24 protein-coding genes and 2 tRNA genes are annotated in these 22554 nt (G+C 44.2%); 9 read left to right on the top strand and 17 right to left on the bottom strand.

All coding sequences use genetic code 11. The annotated features are described in order from the left end of the window. Positions 1 to 35: 35 nt before the first annotated feature. From E5342_RS07585 to E5342_RS07575, 3 genes are read right to left on the bottom strand one after another with little or no spacing between them, the layout of a single operon-like run. Positions 36 to 1328 (bottom strand): glycoside hydrolase family 57 protein, encoded by a 1293-nt coding sequence (locus E5342_RS07585; protein ID WP_121736132.1) that lies wholly within the window; start codon positions 1326 to 1328, stop codon positions 36 to 38. A gap of 35 nt (positions 1329 to 1363) precedes the next feature. Next, positions 1364 to 2632: a glycosyltransferase gene (locus tag E5342_RS07580; protein WP_121736131.1), complete on the bottom strand. Its 1269-nt coding sequence runs from the start codon at positions 2630 to 2632 to the stop codon at positions 1364 to 1366. A 14-nt stretch (positions 2633 to 2646) separates the two neighbouring features. Then, entirely contained in the window at positions 2647 to 4581 is a 1935-nt protein-coding gene (locus E5342_RS07575; protein ID WP_135959131.1) for a glycogen debranching enzyme N-terminal domain-containing protein, read from the bottom strand. 406 nt (positions 4582 to 4987) lie between these two features. Here E5342_RS07575 and E5342_RS07570 point away from each other — a divergent pair, with 406 nt between their 5' ends. The 4 genes from E5342_RS07570 (at position 4988) to E5342_RS07555 (ending at position 9812) form a co-directional block, all read left to right on the top strand. Further along, the gene (locus E5342_RS07570; protein ID WP_121736129.1) at positions 4988 to 7084 is read left to right on the top strand and encodes a M3 family metallopeptidase; all 2097 of its coding nucleotides are present in this window, start codon (positions 4988 to 4990) and stop codon (positions 7082 to 7084) included. Between the two features lie 86 nt (positions 7085 to 7170). Continuing rightward, positions 7171 to 7605: a deoxycytidylate deaminase gene (locus tag E5342_RS07565; protein ID WP_121736128.1), complete on the top strand. Its 435-nt coding sequence runs from the start codon at positions 7171 to 7173 to the stop codon at positions 7603 to 7605. A 13-nt stretch (positions 7606 to 7618) separates the two neighbouring features. Further along, positions 7619 to 9352, top strand: a complete 1734-nt coding sequence (locus tag E5342_RS07560; protein ID WP_121736127.1) for a S41 family peptidase — start codon at positions 7619 to 7621, stop codon at positions 9350 to 9352. Next, positions 9297 to 9812 carry a 5-formyltetrahydrofolate cyclo-ligase gene (locus E5342_RS07555; RefSeq protein WP_236651395.1) on the top strand — a complete coding sequence of 172 codons (516 nt, stop codon included), beginning with the start codon at positions 9297 to 9299 and terminating at the stop codon, positions 9810 to 9812. The genes E5342_RS07560 and E5342_RS07555 overlap by 56 nt, the downstream gene beginning before the upstream one ends. An 86-nt stretch (positions 9813 to 9898) precedes the next feature. Here the strand turns inward: E5342_RS07555 and E5342_RS07550 are convergent, their stop codons facing one another. Beyond that, positions 9899 to 10192, bottom strand: a complete 294-nt coding sequence (locus tag E5342_RS07550) for a DUF721 domain-containing protein (protein WP_121736125.1) — start codon at positions 10190 to 10192, stop codon at positions 9899 to 9901. A gap of 2 nt (positions 10193 to 10194) precedes the next feature. Beyond that, the gene (recF, locus tag E5342_RS07545; RefSeq protein WP_121736124.1) at positions 10195 to 11292 is read right to left on the bottom strand and encodes a DNA replication/repair protein RecF; all 1098 of its coding nucleotides are present in this window, start codon (positions 11290 to 11292) and stop codon (positions 10195 to 10197) included. Positions 11293 to 11440: 148 nt separating this feature from the next. On the opposite strand from recF, the gene E5342_RS07540 reads away from it, so the two are divergent. The 5 genes from E5342_RS07540 to E5342_RS07520 all read left to right on the top strand — a co-directional run bounded on the left by E5342_RS07540 (position 11441) and on the right by E5342_RS07520 (position 13399). After that, positions 11441 to 12124 (top strand): tetratricopeptide repeat protein, encoded by a 684-nt coding sequence (locus tag E5342_RS07540; protein WP_135959130.1) that lies wholly within the window; start codon positions 11441 to 11443, stop codon positions 12122 to 12124. Positions 12125 to 12200: 76 nt separating this feature from the next. After that, entirely contained in the window at positions 12201 to 12683 is a 483-nt protein-coding gene (ribH, locus tag E5342_RS07535; protein ID WP_135959129.1) for a 6,7-dimethyl-8-ribityllumazine synthase, read from the top strand. Positions 12684 to 12737: 54 nt separating this feature from the next. Beyond that, positions 12738 to 12820: transfer RNA gene (locus E5342_RS07530), tRNA-Tyr, on the top strand. A 60-nt stretch (positions 12821 to 12880) separates the two neighbouring features. Next, positions 12881 to 12953, top strand: a tRNA-Gly gene (locus E5342_RS07525). A gap of 113 nt (positions 12954 to 13066) precedes the next feature. Further along, on the top strand, positions 13067 to 13399 hold the full coding sequence (locus E5342_RS07520) for a hypothetical protein (protein WP_008774115.1): 333 nt from the start codon (positions 13067 to 13069) through the stop codon (positions 13397 to 13399). Between the two features lie 9 nt (positions 13400 to 13408). Here the strand turns inward: E5342_RS07520 and E5342_RS07515 are convergent, their stop codons facing one another. The 12 genes from E5342_RS07515 to E5342_RS07460 all read right to left on the bottom strand — a co-directional run bounded on the left by E5342_RS07515 (position 13409) and on the right by E5342_RS07460 (position 22538). Next, the gene (locus tag E5342_RS07515) at positions 13409 to 13609 is read right to left on the bottom strand and encodes a hypothetical protein (RefSeq protein ID WP_121736122.1); all 201 of its coding nucleotides are present in this window, start codon (positions 13607 to 13609) and stop codon (positions 13409 to 13411) included. 54 nt (positions 13610 to 13663) lie between these two features. Further along, positions 13664 to 13981: a DUF4491 family protein gene (locus E5342_RS07510; RefSeq protein ID WP_121736121.1), complete on the bottom strand. Its 318-nt coding sequence runs from the start codon at positions 13979 to 13981 to the stop codon at positions 13664 to 13666. Between the two features lie 292 nt (positions 13982 to 14273). Further along, a complete protein-coding gene (gene secG, locus E5342_RS07505) occupies positions 14274 to 14657 on the bottom strand; it encodes a preprotein translocase subunit SecG (protein WP_121736120.1) in 384 nt (127 codons plus the stop codon). A 7-nt stretch (positions 14658 to 14664) separates the two neighbouring features. Then, positions 14665 to 15432: a hypothetical protein gene (locus tag E5342_RS07500; protein ID WP_121736119.1), complete on the bottom strand. Its 768-nt coding sequence runs from the start codon at positions 15430 to 15432 to the stop codon at positions 14665 to 14667. A gap of 1 nt (position 15433) precedes the next feature. Further along, entirely contained in the window at positions 15434 to 15970 is a 537-nt protein-coding gene (locus tag E5342_RS07495) for an LptE family protein (protein ID WP_005861582.1), read from the bottom strand. A 4-nt stretch (positions 15971 to 15974) separates the two neighbouring features. Then, a complete protein-coding gene (locus E5342_RS07490) occupies positions 15975 to 17165 on the bottom strand; it encodes a sigma-54 interaction domain-containing protein (protein ID WP_202036754.1) in 1191 nt (396 codons plus the stop codon). 104 nt (positions 17166 to 17269) lie between these two features. Further along, positions 17270 to 18097 carry a lysophospholipid acyltransferase family protein gene (locus E5342_RS07485; RefSeq protein ID WP_121736117.1) on the bottom strand — a complete coding sequence of 276 codons (828 nt, stop codon included), beginning with the start codon at positions 18095 to 18097 and terminating at the stop codon, positions 17270 to 17272. Between the two features lie 3 nt (positions 18098 to 18100). Continuing rightward, positions 18101 to 18988 carry a CDP-alcohol phosphatidyltransferase family protein gene (locus tag E5342_RS07480; RefSeq protein WP_121736171.1) on the bottom strand — a complete coding sequence of 296 codons (888 nt, stop codon included), beginning with the start codon at positions 18986 to 18988 and terminating at the stop codon, positions 18101 to 18103. A 7-nt stretch (positions 18989 to 18995) separates the two neighbouring features. Then, positions 18996 to 19727, bottom strand: coding sequence for an SDR family NAD(P)-dependent oxidoreductase (locus E5342_RS07475; RefSeq protein WP_135959128.1), 732 nt, complete (start codon positions 19725 to 19727; stop codon positions 18996 to 18998). A gap of 11 nt (positions 19728 to 19738) precedes the next feature. Beyond that, positions 19739 to 20206 (bottom strand): adenylyltransferase/cytidyltransferase family protein, encoded by a 468-nt coding sequence (locus E5342_RS07470; RefSeq protein WP_121736115.1) that lies wholly within the window; start codon positions 20204 to 20206, stop codon positions 19739 to 19741. Positions 20207 to 20374: 168 nt separating this feature from the next. After that, positions 20375 to 21484 carry a 4-hydroxythreonine-4-phosphate dehydrogenase PdxA gene (gene pdxA / locus E5342_RS07465; protein ID WP_121736114.1) on the bottom strand — a complete coding sequence of 370 codons (1110 nt, stop codon included), beginning with the start codon at positions 21482 to 21484 and terminating at the stop codon, positions 20375 to 20377. A gap of 16 nt (positions 21485 to 21500) precedes the next feature. Beyond that, entirely contained in the window at positions 21501 to 22538 is a 1038-nt protein-coding gene (locus tag E5342_RS07460; protein WP_121736170.1) for a DUF4837 family protein, read from the bottom strand. Positions 22539 to 22554 lie beyond the last annotated feature (16 nt).

The following is a 22554-nucleotide window of genomic DNA, read 5'->3' as shown; positions in this document are numbered from 1 at the left end:
AAAATAGTCTAGTCAAATCAATTAACGAAAACGACTTATTTCTTCGCCGCCTTCTTTTTTAATTTATCTAATTCCTTCTGTAAACTCTCGATCTCCTCTCCTTGATTCTTAATCGTAGAAAGCAATGAATTCAATTCCTCATTCTCTATATTTTCCGGAAATTCCGCATTTACACGAACAATGAAATCGGAAAGAACATTCATATAATTATTAAAGGCGTCATACGGATTATCGTAAGGGCTAAAGCCTCCCTGTCCCATATGCTTTGTACTCATATAGTAAAAATGATCGCTACTCTGCAAATAATACCAATCTTGACGGATACGACGAGTCTGGCACAAGCGGACACGCTCACCGATCTCGTTAATCTTACGGAAAGCTTCCTGTTGCAAAACATTACCCAACCATGAGCTACAATCTCTCTCTTCATCTACCCATGACATCGGATACGGCACAGAGATAGAATCTACCGGTTTCATCAACTTAAATACCTCCGATGGAGTAGAGAAACTAATCCCCTTATCCGCCGCAAAACGAGGCAAAGCCTTGAAGAACTCAAAAATACCGGTTGAAGCAGGATGCAAAGATCCCAATACCTCATAATTCATAAACAAATTAATGATTTGCTCTGAATCCGGAGTAGCAGCGATCCATGACATATATTTATCGGCCGTCAAAGGATACTCATTCCAACTATAATCACTAAAACGATTCGATAAATCCTCGCTGAAACGGTCATTCTTCAATAATAAGCTCAACTTCGGAGCTACGCAAGAAGAATACATATAGTTCGGACTCTTCCAGCCTAAGATATGCTTAGCACCCTCTGTCAACATACCCTTATAGCCCATCTCGGAAACCATAGCGGAAATATCATCCGAGTAGATCAACTCCGTATTACGGAACACTTTCGGTTTAACCCCGAATAAAGTCTTAATCTTATCTTCTTGTTTCTTTACTTGATGCTTGAACTCCTCGGGATCTCCCAAAGAAGAAAGAGAATGAGCATACGTCTCAGACAGGAATTCTACATTCCCTGTAGCCGCCAATTCCTTAAAGCTATCGATCACTTCCGGTGTATAAATTTCCATCTGTTCCAACGCTACGCCGGAAATAGAGAACGCTACCTTAAACTTACCACCACTGGTCTTGATCATCTCCAAAATAGTCCGGTTAGCCGGCAAATAACATTGTTCAGCGATACGATGGATAATCTCCTCGTTCTGGAAATCATCGTAATAATAATGGTCGTTACCTATATCGAAGAAGCGATATCTTTTTAAACGGAACGGCTGATGTATTTGAAAATAAAAGCAGATCGTTTTCATAATATTGTTTGTTTTATTTTTGTCTTGTCGTTAATTTATTTATTACCTATCACATTATCGTAAATACGACGAACCTTTTGTCCGGCATATTCCCATTTGATATTATCTACCTCTTTCTTGCCTTCCACTTTCAAGAACTCATGCATGGCAGGATAAGTGATAATAGAATACATGGCATCCGCTAACGCCTCTATATCCCAATAATCCACCTTAATCGCATAATCCAAGATCTCAGCGCAACCCGATTGTTTAGAAATGATAGAGGGTACACCACATTGCATTGCTTCCAACGGAGAGATACCAAAAGGCTCAGAAACCGAAGGCATCACATATACGTCACTGGCTTTCAACACCTCGTATACCTGCTTGCCCTTCATAAATCCGGTAAAGTGGAAACGATCTGAAATATTACGTGCCGCAGCCAAACGAATCATTTGATTCATCATATCACCACTACCAGCCATCACGAAACGTGCGTAAGGAGCCTTAGCCAAAACCTTTGCGGCAGCCTCAACGAAATATTCCGGCCCTTTCTGCATCGTGATACGACCTAAAAAGGTAATAACCTTATCTTTTACACCCTTTTTATCCGGGATCGCCAAAATCTCAGGACTTAAAGGCTCTACGGCGTTATGTACGGTCGTTACCTTAGCGGGATCTTGATGATATTTCTCGATCACCGTCTGACGAGTCAAATTACTCACCGTTATGATATGGTCTGCATTGTCCATACCATTCTTCTCAATCGCATAGACATCCGGATTCACATTTCCGCGGCTACGATCGTAATCCGTAGCATGAACATGGATTACCAAAGGCTTACCACTCACATTTTTAGCGTGAATACCCGCCGGATAAGTCAACCAGTCATGCGCATGGATGATATCATACTCTTCCGTACGAGCGATTACTCCCGCAACGATCGAATAGTTATTAATCTCTTCCAAAAGATTATCCGGATAACGTCCGGAGAACTCAAGGCAACCTAAATCATTCACATGGCGGTAACTAAAATCCGCATAAATATGATCCCGGTACTTATAATACTGATCAGCATTCATTCCCGCTTTGGAAACCCGTTGCTGTACATATTCATGGTCAACATCCTTCCAAACAATCGGAACTTGGTTGACACCCACTATCTTTAGAAAGCTCTGGTCTTCATCGCCCCAGGGCTTCGGTATACAAAAAGTAATATCCATATCGGGCTGCATTGCCATGCCTCGTGTCAAACCGAAACTGGCCGTTCCTAAACCGCCCAAGATATGAGGAGGAAATTCCCATCCAAACATTAATGCTTTCATAATGGTACTTAGTTTTATTCGGCGTTATACTTCTTCAACAAATCCACAACACGGAGGATAGCCGCAACATTCATCGCAAATGAGACAGCTCCACGCCCGGTAAACGGCGGGTTACCATCAAACAATTCCGGGATTGTCCCGATACAGTGCAATGACATCTCCTCCTCCAAGCTTATCAACATACGTTCAGCAAAAGCAACGCCACTCTTTCCGAATACACGCAAATAAGCTTCCAAATAGGCGCCTAACAACCACGGCCAAGCAGTACCTTGGTGATAAGCCAAATCTCGTTCATATTGCGGCCCTACATAATACGGGCGATATCCTTCGCTCTTCGGACTCAAGGAACGCAAGCCCTTCGGGGTAAGCAATTCTTTCGTCACGATATCCACCACGGCGCGTTTCTGCATCCTCGTCAATGGGGAATAAGGCAATGCCACTGCAAAAATCATATTAGGCCGTACGCTCCAATCTACCGTAGAACCATTTACAGAATCGAACAAATAATTATACCCATTCACGAACGTTTCCGGGAACGATTTATCCATCGACTTGATAATCGGATCAATACCTTCGACAGGTACTCCACCCATCAATTCTGTATAAAAACAAAGAGCATTATACCAAAGAGCGTTAATTTCCACTATATAACCGGAACGAGATACGACAGGTTTTCCGTTTACGGTAGAATTCATCCAAGTAATCGCCTTATCCTTTCCATTAGCAAAAAGTAAACCATTCTCCATCAATTTTATATCGGGATGTTTCTGATCCCGTATATAATCGATAATTTCTTTCACGATATCGCCGTATAGTTCACGTGCTTTTTCAATGCTCTCATGTTTAGCATACTGTTGGATCGCCCAGATTGCCCATAAAAAGACATCCGGATGCTCGATCTCACGAATCACCGCATCGAAACGCCCATTCTCCATATACGACCGGATCGCAGGCATTGCCGTATGCATGATCTTCTCGAAACGAACCGGATCATCGATAGATAACGTACTTCCCGGAAGAGCTACGAACAAATCTCTCGCACGTACTTTAAACCATGGATAGCCCGCTAATAAATAGGCGTCGTCTTCCTTTGGACGGAAATAAAATTGTTGCGCTGAATTTTTCAAACAATTGAAGAAGCTAGTACGAGGCGTACGAGCTACAACCTCGTGCTCATACAAAGCCTTCAGGCGGGTAGTTGCCACGGCACTATCGCCAGCGCTGAAAATAATAGTCTCACCTTTCTTGATAGGAACCTCGAAATATCCGGGAACATACAAATCCTCTTGATAAGGATATCCCCTCTCTTGTTCTTTCGGATACTCGATGCCATTGTACCAATACGGCTCATACACAAACTTAACTTTCTTGTTAAATTGCATATACAGTTCCGGATAACCGGGATACATACATGTCTTGATTCCGTTTGTGACTTCCTCATAAGATTGGTTCACGTTGCCATTGGCTTGCGTTAAGTTCTTCACGCTACGGAAAGCGAGGAAAGGACGGAAACGTAAGGTCGTAGCGGAATGAGCATCTTCCAACGTGTACTTGATCATGATACGATTCTCGTACATAGAAAACACTTTCTCTTTCGAGAAGATCACCCCTCCTACACGGTAAAGCGTACGAGGTACTGTCTCTGAGCTATACTCGCGGATGTACTTATGCCCTTTGGGACTAAAATTATCGCCTGCATATTTATGCAACCCAAGATTAAATTCGGCACCATGTTGAATTACCGTCTCATCAAAAGAAGACAGTAACACATGGTTGTCATCATCAATCGCAGGCACAGGCATAACGAGTAGTCCGTGGTATTTCCTGGTATTACAATCAACAACAGTAGTGCAGTGATAGGCTCCCAAACGGTTGGTTCGAAGCACCTCACGAGTCAACGACTCTTCCAGGTTTATCATTACTGTTTTGTCAAATTTAAGATAACTCATATGTGTATTTGGGTTTTAAGTTACTTTCTTTAATATCAAAATGAAATTATTTTCGTTTCCGAGAATCAAAAGTATTATTTAATAACTAAAAAAACAAACTGTCTTTTATATTTATTTAGAAAAAATGGCATCCTTCTTCTACAATAAACTTATAGATCAATGCTTTAAAAAGAAAGGTGCTCTAAAGGAGTGTTATCAAACATATAAAATTTTGTTAAACCAATCCTGTCATCATATTCATCAATGCTCAAAATCGAGATATAGCTCCTCAAAAACAGGCCTAGGTTTAGTTATAGGAAATGTTCTATTTCTTATTTTAAATCAATCTGAATATAAAAACAGATACCGATAATGTTCCTGTGATTAAAATGCCTACCTTTGGAAAATTTTTCAAACAATTTTTAATATGAGAAAGTTATTATATAATGTAGTAATTTTATTAAGTGCAATTCAAATGACACACGCAGCAAATAACCCTTTCTTCGGGAAGTTTAAAACTCCGTTCGAAACCCCTCCTTTCGATAAGATCAAGACGGAGCACTACGAGCCGGCTTTCGATGAGGCCATCAAGCGCATGGACAAAGAGGTGAAAGAGATAGCCGACAACCCACACCTCGCTACTTTCGAGAATACGGTCGTGGCGCTGGAGCGTAGCGGCGAAATGTTGACGACTGTATCTTCCGTATTCTTCAACGTACTAAGCGCAGAAGCGAACGATGAGATGATGGAGATCTCGCAACGGGTATCTCCGAAACTATCCGAGGTTTCCAACAATATCTACCTAAACGATAAGCTATTCAACCGAATCCAATCCATCTACGAGCGAAAAAGCCAATTGAATCTATCTACCGAAGATGCCATGTTGTTGGAAGACACGTATCAGTCTTTCAAGAAAAGAGGAGCTACCTTAAACAAGGAAGATAAGGAAAGATACCGCCAATTAAGCACGGAGCTAAGCCTGTTGACTCTTCAATTCGATCAAAACACGCTAAAAGACGAGAATCGTTACGAAATGTTGCTCACCAATGAAAACGATCTTTCCGGCCTGCCGGAAAGTACCAGGGAAGCGGCTGCCGCCTTTGCGAAGGAAAAGGGGAAAAAGGGATGGCTGGTCAACCTTTCGGCTCCCAGCTATGTGCCCTTTATGCGCTACTCAGACCGGAGGGATCTCCGGGAGAAACTATACCGTGCCAACATGAGCGTAGGAAACAAAGGGGATGAGTTCGACAATCGGGAGATCATCAAGAAAATAGTAAACATCCGATTGGAGATTGCACGACTTATGGGACATAAGAATTACGCAGAATACGTATTGGAACATAAGATGGCCAAGACCCCGGCGAACGTCTACAACCTATTGAACCAGCTATTGAATGCCTACAAGCCTGTCGCCATCAATGAATATAATATGGTACAAGGGATCGCCATGGGTATGGAGAAGCAAAACATCGCCGTCATGCCCTGGGACTGGAGTTACTACTCTGAGAAACTGAAAAATATCCTGTTCGACGTAAATGATGAGATGACCCGTCCTTATTTCGAGTTGAACAACGTAAAGAAAGGCGTATTCGGACTGGCTACCCAGCTCTATGGGATCACGTTCAAGGAAAACAAAAAGATACCGGTATACCATCCGGAGGTTGACGCATACGAGGTGTATGATGCCGACGGAAAGTTCCTTTCCATCCTGTACACAGACTTCTTCCCACGTGAAGGAAAACAGTCTGGCGCATGGATGAATAACGTAAAATCACAGTATAAGGACAAGAACGGGAAAGACAGCCGCCCACAAGTAATCATCGTGATGAACTTCACCCGACCGACCGAGACAAAGCCCTCCTTGTTGACTTTCGATGAGGTCGAGACCTTCTTGCACGAGTTCGGTCACTCTCTGCATGGTATGTTAGCGCAAGGTTCATACGCAAGCCTATCCGGAACCAGCGTGTACCAAGACTTTGTTGAGCTGCCTTCACAAATCATGGAGAACTGGTTGACCGAAAAAGAGTTCCTAGACCAAATAGCCGTCCATTATCTGACCGGAGAAAAGATACCCCAAGAACTTGTACAAAAATTGGTAGACGCCTCCAACTTCAACGCCGGCTACCTTTGCTGCCGCCAATTAAGCTTCGGCTTGCTCGATATGGCATGGCATACGTTGGAACAACCTTTCGACGGTGACGTAGCGGCATTCGAGAAAAAAGCTTGGGCTCCAACAGTAATCGTACCGGAAGTACCGGAAGCTTTGATGGGCACCAGCTTCGGACATATCTTCTCCGGAGGATATGCGGCAGGCTATTACGGATACAAATGGGCCGAGGTATTAGACGCCGACGCATTCTCCGTATTCAAGTCGAAAGGAATCTTCAACAAAGAGGTCGCAAAATCTTTCCGTGACAATATATTATCCAAAGGTGGCACGGAAGATCCCGCCGTATTATACAAGCGTTTCCGTGGACAAGAACCTACGATAGACGCCTTATTAATCCGTAACGGCATTAAATAGAAGTAATAATTTACCGGGCTTATCGCCCGGTAAATCTAAATAATCACTACCTTTGTGTCTGGATTAAAAGACAAATGACTAAACAAATGTGCGAGAAAACAGAAAAACAGCACGAATTAGACAAACGTTACCTGCAAATGGCCGCTATCTGGGCCGAGAATTCGTACTGTAAACGACGCCAAGTGGGCGCATTATTAGTAAAAGATAAAATGATCATATCCGACGGATACAATGGAACACCCGCCGGTTTTGAAAACGTTTGCGAAGACGAGAACAATGTCACCAAGCCTTATGTTCTACATGCGGAGGCTAACGCCATCACAAAAGTGGCAGCCTCATCGAACAGCAGTAAAGGAGCGACCATTTATGTTACCTCCTCCCCTTGCATCGAATGTGCGAAATTAATCATACAATCCGGGATCAAGCGAGTGGTCTATTCCGAGAATTATCGCATAGCGGACGGCTGCGAATTATTGAAGCGTGCCGGTATCATAGTAGATTATATAGATTTGAACGAATAAATAAAACGTTTTTATGGATAAAAACAAAAGACTGACCGTATGGCTTCCGGTTATCATCGCGGCTAGTATCGCTTTAGGTATCTTTATTGGGAACCATTATTTATCTATCAGTCAAGGAAAGAAACGATCCTACTCCAGCGGCAACAAGATAAATGCCATCTTGGACATCATCGACGAGCAATATGTTGACACGGTTAGCATGTCTAAATTGGTAGAGAGTACGATCCCGAAAATATTCAGTGAATTAGACCCTCACTCCGTATATATTCCCGCAGAAGACGCTTCCGTGGTAAATGAGGAGCTGGAAGGTTCTTTCAGTGGCATTGGCGTATCATTTAATATGCAAACCGATACGATCCTAGTGATCAGCGTAATTAGCGGTGGTCCTGCGGAGAAAGCAGGTTTACTGCCATTCGACCGGATCATCTCGATCAATGATTCTATTTTTTCCGGAAAGAAAAAGAACCAAGGAGAGATCATGAAGACACTTCGGGGCGCAAAGAACAGTATGGTGAAACTAGGCGTACAGCGAGGAAACTCCCCCGAGTTGCTCTATTTTGACGTAACCCGTGGAGACGTCCCTGTTAATTCGGTCGACGTTTCTTATGAGGCGGCTAAAGGTATAGGTTACATTAAGGTTAGCAAATTCGCCCGAAATACTTATAATGAGTTCATCACGGCGATCGCCAAGTTAAAACAAGCGGGCTGTACCTCTTTCGTGGTCGACTTACGAGGTAATACGGGTGGATATATGGATGCCGCTATCAATATGATCAACGAGTTTATGCCGGAAGGACGCTTGATCGTCTACACGGAAGGTAAGTCGTTCCCCCGCTCCGACGTATATGCGAACGGAACCGGAACTTGTAAAGACGCCCCGATCGTAGTATTGACCGATGAGATCTCGGCTTCCGCCAGTGAGATCTTCTCCGGAGCGATCCAAGATAACGACCGTGGTACGATTATCGGACGAAGAACTTATGGCAAGGGTCTGGTACAAACCCAAATGTCATTGAGCGACGGTTCCGAGATGCGATTGACCATCGCCCGTTATTACACGCCATCCGGTCGCTGTATCCAGAAGAAATATGAGATGGGTAATACGGATGCTTACGACCAAGATATCTATAACCGATATATGCACGGCGAATTCGACTCGGCCGATAGCATCAAGATGGATGATTCTTTGAAATACCAAACCGTAGGTGGACGTACCGTATACGGCGGGGGCGGTATCATGCCGGATATCTTTATCCCTCGTGACACGAGCGGCGTTACCTCTTACTACTCAAATGTGGTAAATAGCGGCGTCCTTTACCTATATGCGCTCGAGTACTCGGATCGCCACCGGGAGAAACTCGGCTCATTCAAGACTTGGGAGGAATTATATAATCACTTGCAGCAACAACCGCTCCTTTCCGATTTCGTGAACTTCGCAGCTATCAAGGGTATCAAGAGACGTCCTACATTAATTAATATATCCGGCAAGTTAATCGAGAACCAATTGCAAGCATATATCGTAAGGAATTTCTTCGACGAGGCGGGCTTCTACCCCATTTTCCTAAAAGATGACGTTACCTTATTACGTGCGATCAAGATCTTGCAAGAGGGAAAATCCGTACCGAATGCGGAACTATTAAAACAATCAGCGAATGGAGACTTACACAGTCAAGCAGGCCCTACGAAAAGATATGGCCTCTCGAAAGAAAGGATATTCGAGGATTACCTTGTGCGAGCTATCGGATAAGATCATGGAACGTTTGGAACAGACGGAACTGTTCCAAGCGGCTTCTTGTATCGCCCTTTATCACGCTATAGCAGGAGAAGTACAGACCGCCGGCTTTATTGAGAAATGGTACAAAAAGAAAAAGCTTCTGTTGCCCTTGATAGTTGGTGATGATTTGAGATTGCTTCTTTACGAAGGACCGGAATCCCTAAAACCCGGACCTTTCGGGATATTAGAGCCTAAGGCGGACGGCATAGAAGTTCCAAAGAATGAGATCGATTTGATCATCGTGCCCGGAGTCGCCTTTGATAAAGACAAGAACCGCATGGGACGAGGAAGGGGATTCTACGACCGCCTTCTTTCCACGCTCAACGCTCCCAAGGTTGGCATATGCTTCGGGTTCCAGATGATACCGCAAGTCCCGGTAGAGCCACTCGACAAGAAAATGGATTACGTAATAACAGAAGACACCATCTATTGATCTCTCCGCAGAATATATACTTACCGGGGCTGGGCAGTATATATTACTTGGCCTAGTAAGTAATATTGCGGATGCTAAAGCCACACTCAATGAAAAACGATGTTGGTAATGACCGAGGCACCTGCGTAATCATTCAAGCTTTTCACCAACCGTTCCCGGCAAAGCGTCAACTCACTACGGAGTACGGAGGAAGTCAATGAAACATGAAGCACCTTATCACGTACATATACATTACGTGTATACTGCATGATCGTAGGCCCTAATACCTCTCCCCACCCACGTTGAACCCGGATCTCCATCATTTTCTCGTACAATTCGGTATTATCCTCGAAAAAGTCACGAAGCACCTCGCCTAATGTCTGCGTATTCCTTCTCTGCACCCTTATTCCTCCATAGGTTGTACCCCGCCACGTTCCACACGGAAGAGGGCATAGTCATGATTCATAGCCAATAAGATCTCGTCCAGGTACTTCCGGTTCGTATCCGTAATAAAAATCTGCCCGAAGCCATTCTCGCTGACCAGTTTGATGATCTGCTCCACACGGCAGGCGTCCAGTTTATCGAAAATATCATCCAAGAGCAAGATAGGTGTAGTCTGTCCTCGTTTATTCAAAAAAGCGAACTGAGCGAGTTTCAAAGCTATCAGATACGTCTTATTCTGTCCTTGCGAACCAACCCGGCGAATCAGATACCCGCCCAACGTCATTTCCAGCTCATCCTTATGGATACCGGAAGAGGTATAACCTAATATACGATCCCGTTCCCGGCTCATCGCCAATTTTCCGGTAAGTTCCGTTTCCTCCAATTGCGAGATATAATGTAGCCCGACCTCCTCGGCAGAGCCGCAGATCGTCTGGTAATACTCATTAAAGATCGGGGTAAAATCCTCCACCAACTTTTTCCGCTTCTCGTAAACTATTTGGCCGTACATACCCAGCTGCATCTCCAGCACCTCATAAAGAGAGGCATCCATGCTTTGATCCTTCAGCAAGGTATTCCGTTGGAGCAACGCTTTATTATATTGGATAAGCGCATGCAAATAAGGCTTGTCCTGCTGCGAGATGATCAAGTCCAGAAAACGGCGTCGCTCATCGCTTCCACCCCGGATCAAGTCGGCATCAGCCGGAGAGACCATGACCAACGGTAATAGGCCGATATGCTCGGACAGCTTGTCGTACTCCTTCTTATTCCGTTTGAACTGTTTGCGTTGCCTGCGCCGCATGGCACAGAAGATCTCCTCCTCACGTCCCTCATAATCATAGTTACCCTGTACCACGCAAAGATCTTGATCGCTGTTTATTATCTGGCTATCAGGCGTGTTAATATGACTCTTGCAAAACGAGAGATAATGAATGGCGTCCAATAGATTCGTCTTCCCCATCCCGTTATTGCCGAAAAAGCAATTCATCTTGGGCGAGAAAACAACCTCGGACTGAAGTATATTTTTGTAATTGAGAACAGAAAGCTTCCTAAGTATCATCTAAACCGTATTAATCGCACAAAATTAAAAAATATACTTCTAAGTTATAGATTATATCAGCAAAAAAAACTACTTTTGCGCTTTGAATCGCCAACCGTATGGTATGGCTCAGAACAGCGATAAAATTAATAAATAACTATAACACATTATGGCTACTAAAGAAAAGGACACCAACAAGGAGTTAGAAGTAGAAGAGATTGTCTCCAAATCGGAGCAATTCATTGAAAACAATTCAAAGAAGATTATTTACGGTATAATAGCTGTCGCACTCGTTGTTGGAGCTGTTTTGGGAATCAAGCATGGTTATTTAGTTCCTCAGGAGAAAAAAGCGGCTGCCGCCATGTTCAAGGGCGAGCAATACTTTGCCAGAGATTCTTTCGCCCTGGCTTTAAACGGTAATGGAGCGGACTATGAAGGTTTCGAGGCTATCATCGACCAATATGGAAGCACGGACGCCGGAAACTTGGCGAAGGCTTACGCAGGTATCTGCTACTACAAGATGGGCGATACGCAGAAAGCGATCGATTTATTGAAATCTTTCAGCGGAAAGGACCCAATGGTATCTCCGGCGGTTACAGGTTTGATCGGTGACTGCTACGTGAACATGGGTAATACGAAAGAAGGAATCAGCTATTTCGAGAAAGCCGCAAAGGAGGCCGACAATGAGGTAATCAGCCCTATTTACTTGAAGAAGGCCGGTATCGCTTACGAGAACTTGAAAGAGTACGACAAGGCTGTAAAGGCTTACACAACTATCAAGGACAAGTATTACACTTCCATGGAGGCATCCGATATCGACAAGTATATCACCCGCGCTTCGGCAGGAAAGTAAATAAACAGTATATTATATAGTATAACAGAGGATGTCTCGGTCAAACAAGGCATCCTCTTCTTTTAAAGAGACAAGTATGGCTACAGCTTATCAGAATTTATCCGAGTACGATTTCAACAGCGTACCCGATGCTTCAGAGATGAACATCGGCATTGTCGTCGCTGAATGGAACAAGAACATTACCGAGAAGTTATTGGAAGGTGCTTGCAACACGCTTGAAAAGCACGGAGTGAAACCGGAAAACATCGTAGTTAAACGGGTTCCGGGTAGTTTTGAACTGACTTTTGGAGCCAAAAGATTGGCCGAGACAAAAGAATTAGACGCCGTGATCGTTCTGGGATGCGTCGTAAGAGGTGATACACCACATTTTGATTACGTTTGTTCCGGCGTTACGCAAGGCATTACAGAATTGAATTTAATGTACGATATCCCTTTCATTTTCGGCCTGTTAACAACCAATACCATGCAACAATCCGAGGATCGTGCGGGAGGTAGATATGGCAATAAAGGGGATGAGGCAGCGGTTACCGCAATAAAAATGGTAAATTTTTCAGCCTAAACGCTTGCAGGTTTCAAAATAAATCGTACCTTTGCACTGCAATTAAGAACAAGGGGGCAGTTACCAGAGTGGCCAAATGGGGCTGACTGTAACTCAGCTGGCTTTCGCCTTCGGTGGTTCGAATCCATCACTGCCCACCTTAATTGATCAGTTCACTATGTGAACCAATTCTTTCGAAAATCGAAAGAATACATATTGCGGAAGTAGCTCAGTTGATAGAGCATTAGCCTTCCAAGCTGAGGGTCGCGGGTTTGAGCCCCGTCTTCCGCTCTAGGAAAAGAGGAAAATCGAAAGGTTTTCCTCTTTTTTTATATCCTCACGATACTATATATCCGGGATAATGTCTACTTTAGCCCCCAATACAACAAATAACAAAAAGAGAGATGAAGATGGTGAAAGGGATATACGTGTTGCTGACAATGTTCCTATTGATGGGATGCGCTACGGTAATGAATCCTTATAAAATGGACAACCGGATGCATAAGATAGAGCTAGGGATGACCAAGCAAAAGGTTATATCGATACTAGGAAAAGATTTTGAGTCGGCTGGCGCACGAATAACCCCAGACGGCCCCATAGAGAGTATCAGTTATAAGACGGTCACCATGACGATAGCCGACTACTCTGAAGGCTACTACATCCTAAGCTTCAAGAATGGGATACTAGTGGAGTGGTTCAAGGAAAAGACACCGATCAATAACAATACAGCGAACTAAGGTCTTCTTTTAGGCCGCTAAAAACAAATAAGGCAGATGCCTCTGGGCATCTGCCTTCATTCTTTTACGATTATAAACTTTCTTCGATACATGAATCCGATTATGACTGACCGGCCTGCCGTGGTTTTCTAACTCGGCCTCACGACTGCCTTTCCGGTTAGCCTTTATGTACTCGACTAACGGATCTTGCTTTTTTCTCTTTGTCCTCATAGCTTTATTGCTTTTATATCGCTTTCACGAGGGCAAAGATACGAAAAGAATTTATTAAATCTCATTATCGTCCCAAGGGTATTTTCTTTTCGGATTCCGAGGGAACCAGCCTTTCTGCACGCGTTCCTCCTGCTCGAAAATCTCCTTGATCGTCCAGAACGATGAGAAGGCGAATACGCCGCAAATAGCGGACACAAACACGCTGTCTATAAACAGGGAAGCTATCACCCCTAAAATTCCCAAGACAAGGAATATCCACCAACACTTCGTCCCCCAATAATACTCGGCCTTCACGACTACCGGATGAAACAGACCGATAATCAAAAATGTAGCGATACCGATCAACAATCCATCAAAATTTATCATATCCATATCAGAGTATTTATACTTTTTCTTATTATAGTTAACAAATGTACGAACAATATTTCATGAAACTAATCATTTTTTTCTATCAAAGTATAAGAAACATCTATTCCTTATAATCTTTTCACGTAAGTGAAGAGATCTTTTCACCCTTGTGATACCATCGTTTCACCTATGTGATACGATCTCTTCACCTATGTGAAAAGATCAATCCCTGCGGAAGTTTTCGCTTGAGATAGCGCAAAAAAAACCACATCCTTTATTATCGGACATGGCTTTTATATCATTTTCGAATCGGATCTTACTTATTGCTTTCCTCCGCAGGTGTAGTAGTAGCGGGAGCTTCCTCTGCCGGAACTGCCGGTTGTTGCGCTGTACCAAAGTCTGGAGCGATCGTGTTCGGATCGATAGAGATAGCTTCATTTACTTGTTGTCTGATCTCAGATTGAGTAGCATACTCTGCTCTGGGGATAAATGCGGTAATCAAGATGCTCAATACGATTACGGTACCCGCCAAACTCCAAGTAGCTTTCTCCAAAAAGTCTGTGGTCTTACGTACACCCATGATTTGGTTAGAAGAAGAGAATCCTGAAGCCAAACCTCCACCTTTTGAATTCTGGATCAACACGATCAAGATTAATAGTATAGAGGCAATCAGGATTAAGATAGAAATAAATACGTACATCTTAGTTTTATTTTTTAGTGTTAATAATCAACTTTTCCAAAAATCTGATTTGGTCTGCAAAGTAAACATTTTTTTCTGGATATTTCAAGCTTAAGTTTTTAATAATTTGCAAAGCCTTATCATATCGCTTTTGTTTTATATAAATCCGGGCTAAAGTTTCCGTAAGGCACGAGTCTTCCAACGACTTGGACCGCTCATCATCCAAGTCTTTCACCGATTCAGGAGTCTCCGCACGGCTGTTTTCCTCACGGATTTCCAGCCCGCTACCCGGCATACGCTGTTGATCATTTTTAATGAACGAGTCGATCAAGTCGTGATGTCGAAGCCTATTCTCCGTATCCTCGCCTGATGGCTTCTCCTCTTCCTCCTCCGATAAAGACCAAAACATATAGTCCGACGATACCGATGGTTGAAACAAGAACGGAGCCTCTTTCTTACGCTCCGGTTCCTCGTTACGGTTAGAGAGGAATGCGTCTATCAAGGAGAAAGCATCCTCTTTTCGCATATCCGGCTCATGCTCCACACGGGAGTTCAAACCATATTTGTCTCCCTCTATCAGTTGGAACAGCTTTTTCCGGTCTGGCAAGAATATCGCCATCTTCTCCAGCTCCGAGGCGAAACTCATATCATTTAATACAGCCAGATTCTTTAGATAAAGCATCCGTGCCACTTGAAAATACGGGTAATCCTCCACGATTCGTCGCAATTCAAGAAGAGTACCCTCGGTCAATTCCGAAGGCTTCTCCATCAAACGATATAAATCCTCCGCCCTCATTCTACCAATTGGCAACCGTAGCGTTATAGATTTGGTCTACTATTTCCTCAATAATCTCCTCGCATAATGTACCTTCTACCTGCTGCGGCATCAAGTTACTGTCGAACTCGCGGTAAGCGGAGAACGACTGCTCGAAATCCTCGTCCGGGTTAACCCGATTAGAGTAACGAACCCGCACCGTGATCGTCAACCTCGTCTGCGAGGCGATAGCATCCTCCTTCACGGCCATTGGAGCGAAATCGTAACCAGTAATCTCACCCTCCAGCTCAAGATCGCCATTGCTCGGAACCAGCTGCAGACGGGTCTGACGGATATAAATATCCTTCAAATCCTCCGTAAACTGCGGCGCAAGGGTCGGGTTCACGTAGGGAGCTTGGTTCGTGAAATCACGAATCGTAATGGTCTTCACCTTCGTATAATCGATAGAGGCACCATTAAACTTATAGGAGATAGAGCAAGCCGTAGCCAATACCGTCAAAAATGAAAGTATAAGCCAATTGGCTGCCGACAAACGTATGTTGACAATCTTCTTTAGCATATTATTATTCCAAATTGTATTCCTTGATTTTTCGATATAACGTACGTTCCGATATCTTCAAGTCGGCCGCAGCGTTCTTCCGCCGCCCGTTATGCTTCTCCAGAGCCTTACGGATCATCTCCTTTTCCACCTCTTCCAAGGATAAAGTCTCCTCTTCCACATCCTCGGCATCTTGGATCGTCGGGGGCATCGGATGAACTGCCGCCGGATGGATCGGATGCGCATAAGGGGTATCGTCCACCACCGTCGGCATCGGGATATTCCCTCCCATGATATCATGCACTAATTTCTTTAGCTCGTTCACGTCCTTCTTCATATCGAATAAGACTTGATAAAGAATCTCCCGCTCGCTGTTAAATATCTTTTGATCCGGATCTTGCTTCACCAATACCGGATATTTCTCAACGTTCAAGTTCGGTAGATAAAGACGCAAGACATCTGCCGTTATATCCCGTTTCTCCTCAATCACGGAGATACGTTCCGTGATGTTTTTCAACTCACGCACGTTACCCGGCCAACGGTAAGAAACCAATAATTGACGGGCTTCATCATCCAAGCGGATCGGCGGCATCCGGTATTTCTCGGCGCAATCGCCGGCGAACTTACGAAACAATAAGATGATATCTTCCGGACGCTCCCGCAAGGGGGGCACTTGAATAGGCACCGTATTCAAACGATAGTACAAATCCTCACGGAATTTACCTTCCGAAACCGCCTGCACTAAATTCACGTTCGTAGCGGCAACGATACGCACATTCGTCTTCTGTACCTTAGAGGAACCAACCTTGATAAACTCACCTGTCTCCAACACACGAAGCAAGCGTGCTTGCGTAGGAGTTGGCAGCTCTCCGACCTCATCCAAGAAGATCGTTCCACCGTCCGCTACCTCGAAATATCCTTTACGATCGGCCAATGCCCCGGTAAAAGAACCTTTCTCGTGCCCGAAAAGCTCCGAGTCTATCGTCCCTTCCGGAATGGCGCCACAGTTTACGGCTATATATTGTCCATGCTTACGCTGACTGTTCTGGTGAATAATTTGCGGGAAAGTCTCCTTCCCGACTCCACTCTCTCCTGTAATAAGAACAGACAAGTCGGTTGGCGCCACTTGAAGCGCAACGTCGATCGCACGATTTAATCCTGGGTTATTACCAATAATCCCAAAACGCTGTTTTATCTGTTGTACATCAACCTTCATCACTCTTTCACTTTTAAAATCTGTAATTATTTCAGTTACTCTGCCAAAATTACAAATCTTAATTCAAACTACCACTATTGATAACAGATTCTATCGGCCGTTTCTTATTTTTTAGCACCATATGTACGTTTATACAAGAACTCGGCAAGATCCTTGTCTTCCGGGATGGCGGAGATCTCTTCCGGTGAGATAGGCTCACCGATATATACATCCGCTTTCTTTCCACGCTTATTGAAAGCTTCGGTAGGAATACGCAAGGTACGTATTTGCCAGCTGATATTCCCTAGCCAATAGAAGAAATGGGTATTTTGGAAATCAAAATAAACAGGATATACCGGCGCTTTCGCCTTACGAACCAAGCGGATCACGCTATGCGCCCACGATAAATCCCGCACCTGTTTCTCTTTTTTATTATAAAAAGAGATCGCTCCAGCGGGGAAGAAACCCATCGGATGGCCTTCTTTCAAGCGTTGCAGGGATAGTCGCACGCCATTAACATTCGCCGGATTCGCCCCCCGCTTGTGGGAATCGGGCACCACGGATATGAAATTATCCTCCATCGCCCCGATCTTGGTCAAGATGCCGTTCACCATCACCTTAAAGTCCGGACGGCGGGAAGCGAAAATATCAATCAACATGATTCCATCCAACGACCCGATCGGATGGTTGGAAACAGTAACAAAAGCTCCTTCCGGCAGATGATCTAAAATCTCTTTATTATGAACCTCATAGCGGAGATCAATAATAGGATCGTGCAATAAGGCGGAAGTAAACTCTGCGCCCCGTAAATGACAATTCCGGGCATGTACCTTATTAACCAGATCCACACGTAAGCACTTTATCAGCAACTTACCCAACCATGTCCCCACTCGCCCCTTGAAGAACGGGGCCATCTCTTGCAAATCATAAATGTCAACTACACTCTTCTTCATACTTTATCCTAAAAACGAGGCACACATCTTCTCGTGTTTCTTCATCACTATCGCTAGTACGATGTTCAACACGATGATCTCGTATAGGTAATAAGCCCATACCTGTCCCGTTAGTACGATCACAAACATAACTATCGTCCGGCCATTAAAAGTCAACAAGTCTATGTAACGCATTAAATGACGACTCTGTTTACGAAAGTCTATACGGATATTCTCCGGTATATCATCCCCATACTTCGCATGCAAATTTTGTAACATTCTTTGTAAGGTAGGCGTAGCCTTTACTTGCAACATCGTATACCAACGATATAAGAAATAGAAGAACTTGTTAATACCATACTTCATCTCCTTGTGTTTCGCCTCCACCTGCTCCAAAGACTGAAACTCCGAGCCTTTATCCTTACTGATAAAATAAAGGTGAAGCGTCTTATAGTAATCCGTGATATTCGCTTGAACTAAATGAGACAGACCGGATAAGACCGCCAAGGCAAAGAACCAGTCCGTACCGTAATCATGCGAGAGACGAAGAGCGAATCCGATATAGATCGAAGCGAACCAAATATCCCCGGCGAACCCGTCCAAGATACGCCCGATCGCAGACTTAATTCCGGTAAGACGTGCCAGCTGCCCATCCACGCAGTCGAGGATATTGGCAAATACCAACAACAATATACCGCAGATATTATATGTCAGGTTATCGCGATAAAACATAAATCCGACCGCCGCACCCACGAAGATCGAGATAACCGTAATCATATTCGGGGTAATCCCCGTACCTCGCAACATACGAGCAATACGAAAACCTATCGGGCGATAAAAAATTCGGTCTATCTTATTCTCTGTTTCTATTGACTTTAACGATGCTTCGTATTCCTTATCCAACTCGCTCATTTGTTTCTTATTTATACGAGTAACCGCCATCCACAACGACTACCTCGCCATTAAAATAACTATTCTCTATCAACATCTTATAAACTTCCGCCAATTCATCCGGGTCGCAGAACCGTCCCAAAGAGACCTTGTTCTCTATATTCCGACGGATCTCGGCAGGCTTTGTTTTCTGCCATTCCGTATCAACAAAACCGGGAGCCACTGCATTCACACGCAGTGCATAGGGAGCCAAGAACTTCACCATGTTTTTGACCAGCGCATGAACCGCACTTTTCGTCACTCCATATGCCAAGGATACCGAATGAGGCTGTATCCCCATCAAGGAACCCGTAAACACGATACTTCCTCCCTTATTAATCCGTCCACCAACAAGCTTCTGTAAAAGGAAAACCGGGAAATGGACATTCGCAAAGAAAACTCGATCCCAATCCTCGAATGAGAGTTCCTCAAAAGGATCACGGCAAGTCATTCCGGCATTGAACACAAGGCCGTCCAGACATAGCCTATTCTCCTCCAAGAACGAATCGATAACCCCGATCGTACTCCGATCCGAGATATCGGCCCGCAAAATAGAAACCTGTATATCGAAACGATCCACCAACTCACTACGTACCTCCTCAGCCGCCGCATGGTCGGAAGCGTAAGTCAATATAAGGTTATATCCGGCCTTCCCTAAGCAGAACGATACCGCCTTTCCTATCCCTTTTGTCCCACCGGTAATTAAAATAAATTTATCCATGAAACCGATCGTTATTTAGCGGCAAATCCTTTCACTGTTTCCGGCTTCGCCTGACGTTGGGTCGTCAGATTCGCCTCATAAGAATCATGTATCGTTTTTTTCAGGTTCGAGGAGGAAACTCCCGTTCCATAAGGGAAATAAAATACCTGAACACCTAAATCTTTCAGATAGTCATACTTCCCGAACCAGTCATCACCTACCACGAAAGCGTCGATATTCAGTTTCTTCACGATTTCCGTGTGGTCCAAAGAATGTTGTGGTATAACGATATCGGGAGTCTTCAACGCCTCGATGATCTGCAAACGTTCATGGAACGGAATGATCGGCTTCGCCTTATAAGAAGAGACCAACTCATCTGTACTAACCCCTACAATCAATATATCCGCCAAACTACGGGCGTAATTGATCATTCGAAGATGATTATAATGGAACATATCAAACGTTCCGGATGTATATACTATCGTTTTGTCTTTAAACATAATCGTAATTTTCGTTTTAAACCGCAAACTTACGCAAACTTTTCCTATCTTAAAAGTTTAAAACCAAAAAGCGTCCCATGCTCCATACAAAAATGTCATGTCAATAACATCCATTTGTTATTAACATGACATTTTATGTATTTATTGAAACTTGTCCGGAAAGATCTACTATAATCTGTCCGTATCGTCATCTTTCGTCAAATCCAATTTCTCATTATCTCCTCCCCTATCGAAATATTGCTTACGCAACGGGTTGGCAGTAGCCTCCTGATAACGCAACCGGTTCCGATAGATATCCAACGCCGCATATAAGGCTTGGCGGAACGACTCTTCCGAGGCCACGTTCTGCCCAGCGATGTCATAAGCTGTCCCATGCGCTGGAGAAGTCCGTACAATCGGCAATCCTGCCGTATAGTTCACCCCGTCATCCATCGCCAACGTCTTGAAAGGAGCGAGCCCTTGATCATGATACATCGCTAAGACACCATCAAATTTATCATACATCTGCGCACCAAAAAAACCGTCAGCCGCATAAGGGCCAAATGACATTACGCCTTTTTTCTCGGCCTCTTGCATTGCCGGTATGATAATCGTCTCCTCTTCCGTACCCAGCAATCCAGCATCACCGGCATGAGGGTTTAAGGAAAGAACTGCGATACGTGGCTTCACGATACCGAAGTCTTGCTTTAGCGACTGATTGAAAATACGCAGCTTTTTCACGATATCGCCCGCATTGATGGAAGACGCTACTTGCGACAATGGCATATGTCCTGTCACCAAAGCGACACGAAGATCATCTTTCATCAAGATCATCAAGGCTTTTTTATCCGAACCATCGAAGCATTTCTCCAAATACTCGGTATGCCCGGGAAAATGGAAACCTTCGTTCTGGATATTATGCTTATTGATCGGGGCGGTAAGCAGTATATCCACGACTCCCCGTTTCATATCCGTAACCGCCGCTTCCAATGCCTTGAAAGCCGACTCCCCGGCAACCGGCGTAGATTTAGACAACTCCACCCTGGTCTCGTCCTCCACGCAGTTAATAATGTTCACTCGGTTTACTCCCGCATCCTCCGCATGTGAAATAATATTCATATTGATAGGAGGAAGCTCCAATGCCTTCCGGTGATAGGCGGCAATCTTGGACGAGCCATAGATGATCGGCGTGCAAAGCTCCGCCATGCGGGTATCGGAAAAAGTTTTTAATATCACCTCATAGCCAATACCATTTATATCTCCGTGGGTGATCCCCACTTTAATCAGTCGTTCTTCCATATATTTTGTTTGTTTATTACCTTTTCTCTTTTGGGATATCCAATGTCTCTGTTACCGGTTCATCGAATTCACCCGGTAAACGTAACGTAAACAAGGAAGCTTCCATTCTACGCATGAAATTACGCTTGTCTGTCTCCGGAGCATACACAAATCCCTCCGCTACAACCACACGATGATTCTTTTCATCCAAACGGGTGTGGCTTACGAACGGGCCTCCCATCATATCGCCTTGCATTCTCCACAGACCGCGCATTACGCCGCAATATTTACCATTTAAGGTTATTGGCGTATACTCCACTCCCGCACGCATTTCCGTCTGCATATAGGAACCCGGAAATGAACCCGGCAGATTCGCCTTCAATACAGAATCTCGTTTAGCGACCAGATATTCCTCCGTAAACGTATTCGGGTCTGTATAAGGAAAAGTATATACGATCAAGTCCATACGACCCGTGTTAGCGTTATTGGAAGACCAGAAGAAATCAGTCGTATCCTTATAGTACGTAAAGTTTGCCGGAGCGTTTAACATCACGTTTAAGTCGCTTTTCAGGTTATCCATAACCACCATACTATACTCCTTTTGTAATTGCTCTATCGCACGATTCATCTCCACCTTCACGAAGAAATCGACCAACGCCTTCTCATGGGTCTTTGAATACTCGACGATCGACTCCGTATCAGGAGCTTTCAGCGAAACAACTACCTGTCCTCTAGCCCAAACATTATTCTCGTAGCCTACAGAAACTTTCGTATAAACGGTAGGATCTATCGTAACCACCAATATATTCCTTACATACCGTAACAGGCCTGTAAAATCCTTTGGTTGCACGTAAGTAATCTTCAAAGAAGGCTCAGCTTGCGGCAGTCCGGGCACTGAAGAGGCCAACTCAGACTTTATAGCTTCACCCGCAGAACCTTTCCAATCCTTTTGATCCATAACTACGACAACCTCATATGCGAAGCCCGTAGCTTGAGTCATCACAGAACCAGAATTACATGCTCCCATCAAAACAAGAAGCAGTAACATACCGATAAATAAAGAACGTATTTTCATACCCATATGTTTTATA

Origin of the sequence: Parabacteroides distasonis (assembly GCF_004793765.1) — a bacterium.
GTDB lineage: Bacteria > Bacteroidota > Bacteroidia > Bacteroidales > Tannerellaceae > Parabacteroides > Parabacteroides distasonis_A.
The sequence above is the reverse complement of the archived record's forward strand: the minus strand, read 5'-3'. Positions and strand labels throughout refer to the sequence as shown.

Bases quoted from the DNA above. Each gene is read 5' to 3' on its own strand.
- E5342_RS07585 (WP_121736132.1), bottom strand. From the start codon at position 1,328: ATGAAAACGATCTGCTTTTATTTTCAAATACATCAGCCGTTCCGTTTA.
- E5342_RS07580 (WP_121736131.1), bottom strand. From the start codon at position 2,632: ATGAAAGCATTAATGTTTGGATGGGAATTTCCTCCTCATATCTTGGGC.
- E5342_RS07575 (WP_135959131.1), bottom strand. From the start codon at position 4,581: ATGAGTTATCTTAAATTTGACAAAACAGTAATGATAAACCTGGAAGAG.
- E5342_RS07570 (WP_121736129.1), top strand. From the start codon at position 4,988: ATGAGAAAGTTATTATATAATGTAGTAATTTTATTAAGTGCAATTCAA.
- E5342_RS07565 (WP_121736128.1), top strand. From the start codon at position 7,171: ATGTGCGAGAAAACAGAAAAACAGCACGAATTAGACAAACGTTACCTG.
- E5342_RS07560 (WP_121736127.1), top strand. From the start codon at position 7,619: ATGGATAAAAACAAAAGACTGACCGTATGGCTTCCGGTTATCATCGCG.
- E5342_RS07555 (WP_236651395.1), top strand. From the start codon at position 9,297: ATGGCCTCTCGAAAGAAAGGATATTCGAGGATTACCTTGTGCGAGCTA.
- recF (WP_121736124.1), bottom strand. From the start codon at position 11,292: ATGATACTTAGGAAGCTTTCTGTTCTCAATTACAAAAATATACTTCAG.
- E5342_RS07540 (WP_135959130.1), top strand. From the start codon at position 11,441: ATGGCTACTAAAGAAAAGGACACCAACAAGGAGTTAGAAGTAGAAGAG.
- ribH (WP_135959129.1), top strand. From the start codon at position 12,201: ATGGCTACAGCTTATCAGAATTTATCCGAGTACGATTTCAACAGCGTA.
- E5342_RS07520 (WP_008774115.1), top strand. From the start codon at position 13,067: ATGAAGATGGTGAAAGGGATATACGTGTTGCTGACAATGTTCCTATTG.
- E5342_RS07515 (WP_121736122.1), bottom strand. From the start codon at position 13,609: ATGAGGACAAAGAGAAAAAAGCAAGATCCGTTAGTCGAGTACATAAAG.
- E5342_RS07510 (WP_121736121.1), bottom strand. From the start codon at position 13,981: ATGGATATGATAAATTTTGATGGATTGTTGATCGGTATCGCTACATTT.
- secG (WP_121736120.1), bottom strand. From the start codon at position 14,657: ATGTACGTATTTATTTCTATCTTAATCCTGATTGCCTCTATACTATTA.
- E5342_RS07500 (WP_121736119.1), bottom strand. From the start codon at position 15,432: ATGAGGGCGGAGGATTTATATCGTTTGATGGAGAAGCCTTCGGAATTG.
- E5342_RS07495 (WP_005861582.1), bottom strand. From the start codon at position 15,970: ATGCTAAAGAAGATTGTCAACATACGTTTGTCGGCAGCCAATTGGCTT.
- E5342_RS07490 (WP_202036754.1), bottom strand. From the start codon at position 17,165: ATGAAGGTTGATGTACAACAGATAAAACAGCGTTTTGGGATTATTGGT.
- E5342_RS07485 (WP_121736117.1), bottom strand. From the start codon at position 18,097: ATGAAGAAGAGTGTAGTTGACATTTATGATTTGCAAGAGATGGCCCCG.
- E5342_RS07480 (WP_121736171.1), bottom strand. From the start codon at position 18,988: ATGAGCGAGTTGGATAAGGAATACGAAGCATCGTTAAAGTCAATAGAA.
- E5342_RS07475 (WP_135959128.1), bottom strand. From the start codon at position 19,727: ATGGATAAATTTATTTTAATTACCGGTGGGACAAAAGGGATAGGAAAG.
- E5342_RS07470 (WP_121736115.1), bottom strand. From the start codon at position 20,206: ATGTTTAAAGACAAAACGATAGTATATACATCCGGAACGTTTGATATG.
- pdxA (WP_121736114.1), bottom strand. From the start codon at position 21,484: ATGGAAGAACGACTGATTAAAGTGGGGATCACCCACGGAGATATAAAT.
- E5342_RS07460 (WP_121736170.1), bottom strand. From the start codon at position 22,538: ATGAAAATACGTTCTTTATTTATCGGTATGTTACTGCTTCTTGTTTTG.